The sequence below is a fragment of the Marinitoga arctica genome (assembly GCF_054657315.1).
In genome coordinates this window covers 1-2965 of sequence record NZ_BAAHYY010000059.1, presented here as the reverse complement: position 1 = coordinate 2965, position 2965 = coordinate 1, and the positions used below count along the sequence as shown (strand labels likewise).

Genomic DNA, 2965 nt, shown 5'->3' with positions numbered 1-2965 from the left:
GGGGAAAAATAAAAAGAGGGGCGCTACCTACTCTCGCATGGATTGCCCATACTACCATCGGCCCAGATATGCTTAACGGTCGGGTTCGGCATGGATCCGCGTGTTTCCATATCTGGTATCTGCACCCCTCAATACTCATTCACATATGCATAGCTACTTAATAAGGTCAAGGCCTCGGGCTATTAGTACCGGTCGGCTCAATACATCACTGCACTTACACCTCCGGCCTATCTACGTCCTAGTCTCGAACTGCCCTTACCTCCGAAGAGTGGGAAACCTCATCTTGGGGCCCGTTTCCCGCTTAGATGCTTTCAGCGGTTATCGGTCAGGTACTTGGCTACTCAGCTCCTGCTCCTGGCGGAACAGCTGATTTACCAGTGGTACCCTCACACCGGTCCTCTCGTACTAGGTGTGACCCCCCTCAAGTTTCCTACGCCCGCAGCAGATAGGGACCGAACTGTCTCACGACGTTCTGAACCCAACTCACGTACCGCTTTAATGGGCGAACAGCCCAACCCTTGGGACCTACTTCAGCCCCAGGATGCGATGAGTCGACATCGAGGTGCCAATCCGCGCCGTCGATATGAACTCTTGAGCGCGATAAGCCTGTTATCCCCGGGGTAACTTTTATCCGTTGATCGACGGCCCTTCCACTCGGATCCGCCGGGTCACTAAGACCGTGTTTCCACCCTGCTCGACCTGTCAGTCTCGCAGTCAGGCAGGCTTTTGCCTTTACACTCTTCTGTGGATTTCCAACCCACATGAGCCTACCTTCGCGCACCTCCGTTACTCTTTAGGAGGCGACCGCCCCAGTCAAACTGCCCACCTAACACTGTCCCAATTGTGCTCTTCACACTTATTGGTTAGTAACCCATCATGCTGAGGGTGGTATCCCACCGGCGGCTCCACCTACCCTTGCGAGCAGGTTTCTCTGCCTCCCACCTATCCTGTACACAACATGACAAGTTACAATGTCAGGCTACAGTAAAACTCCACGGGGTCTTTCCGTCTAACTGCGGGTACTGGGCATCTTCACCCAGTCTGTAATTTCACCAGGCCCTCCGCTGAGACAGTGTCCAAATCGTTACGCCATTCATGCAGGTCGGAACTTACCCGACAAGGAATTTCGCTACCTTAGGACCGTTATAGTTACGGCCGCCGTTTACCGGGGCTTCGGTTCGTACCTCTCAGCACTCCCCTTAACCTTCCGGCACTGGGCAGGCGTCAGACCCTATACGTCCTCTTTTCGAGTTCGCAGAGTCCTGTGTTTTTGGTAAACAGTCGCCTGGACCTTGTCACTGCGACTCTCCTGTGCAGTTATTACCACACTAGAGAGCACCCCTTCTCCCGAAGTTACGGGGCTATTTTGCCGAGTTCCTTAGCGGAGGTTAGCCTGCTCCCCTTAGCCTTCTCAGCTCACCCACCTGTGTCGGTTTTCGGAACGGGCATACATCAACCAGTAAGCGAGGTTTTTCTTGGCAGCTTGGCTATGACCTCGTTGGACTTGCGTCCTCCCCATCACGCTTCAGCCTCCACCAGCGGATTTACCTACTAGCTTCTTCGGCCTTTGCGCTTAGATGAGCGTGCCACTTGCTCACGAGGCTTCACCTTCTGCGTCACCCCTCTTACTATAGGTCATGTATGGCACGGGATTCTTTACCCGTTTTCCATCGGTTACTCCTTTCGGATTCACCTTAGGTCCCGGCTTACCCTGGGCGGACGACCCTTCCCCAGGTACCCTTGGGCTTTCGGGGGGAAGGATTCTCACCTTCCTCTCGTTACTCATGCCCACATCCGCTCTTGTGCTTCGTCCAGCTACCCTCGCGAGTAACCTTCTCCCTACCGCACAATGCTCCCCTACCAATCCGCAGATTCCGCAGCTTCGGGGTATAGCTTCAGCCTCCTTACATTTTCGGCGCAGTCCGCCTCAACCGGTGAGCTGTTACGCACTCTTTTAATGATGGCTGCTTCTAAGCCAACATCCCGGCTGTCTCTGGCAGTCCACTACCTTTCACACTTAGCTATCCCTTTGAGCCCTTAGCTGGCGGTCTGGGCTGTTTCCCTCTCGACCATGGAGCTTTTCCCCCACAGTCTGTCTCCCAACCTTTAAGTTACGGTATTCGGAGTTTGACAAGTTTCGGAGGTTACCCCCCTACGCCTATCAGTGCTCTACCCCCGTAACTCTTGGTTGAGGCCGTGCCTACACACGTTTCGGGGAGATCCAGCTATCACCAGGTTCGGTTGGCTTTTCACCCCTATCCACAGGTCATCCGAATGCGTTTCACTGCATACCGGTTCGGGCCTCCATTGCGTTTCACCGCAACTTCACCCTGCCCATGGATAGCTCACCTGGCTTCGGGTCTGCATATACTGACTATACGCCCTATTAAGGCTCGCTTTCACTTCGGATCCACCTCTCTCGGCTTATCCTCGCCAGTACATGCAATTCGTGGGCACATTAATCAAAAGGCACGCGGTCACTCCTTAGAGCTCCCACTTCTTGTAGGCTTACGGTTTCAGGTTCTCTTTCACTCCCCTCCCGGGGTCCTTTTCACCTTTCCCTCACGGTACTTCTTCTCTATCGGTCGACGGGTAGTATTTAGCCTTGGATGGTGGTCCACCCAGATTCACGCAGGATTCCTCGTGTCCCACGCTACTTGGGAGAGTAATCCAGGATTCATTATGTATTTCGCCTACGGGACTTTCACCCTCTTCGGTGTACCTTCCCAGATACTTCGGCTATACATAATTCCCTCCCGAGCCTCGTGCTGTCGGCTCCGATTACTTCCCGCTACCCCAGTTAGGCAACGGCAGCACCCTTTTGCACCTAACTGGTTTGGGCTCCTCCCCTTTCGCTCGCCACTACTCAGGGAATCTCTTTCGATTTCTTTTCCTCCGGGTACTAAGATGTTTCCCTTCCCCGGGTTCGCCTCCCTTTCGGGATCTTCAGGTTTCCCCATTCGGA

General features: G+C 54.1%; 2 rRNA genes. Both read right to left on the bottom strand.

The features are described 5' to 3' along the window. Positions 1-15: 15 nt before the first annotated feature. Positions 16-129 (bottom strand): 5S ribosomal RNA (rrf, locus tag ACYQ44_RS10290). Positions 130-162: 33 nt separating this feature from the next. Then, positions 163-2965 (bottom strand): 23S ribosomal RNA (locus ACYQ44_RS10285); the annotation flags it as partial.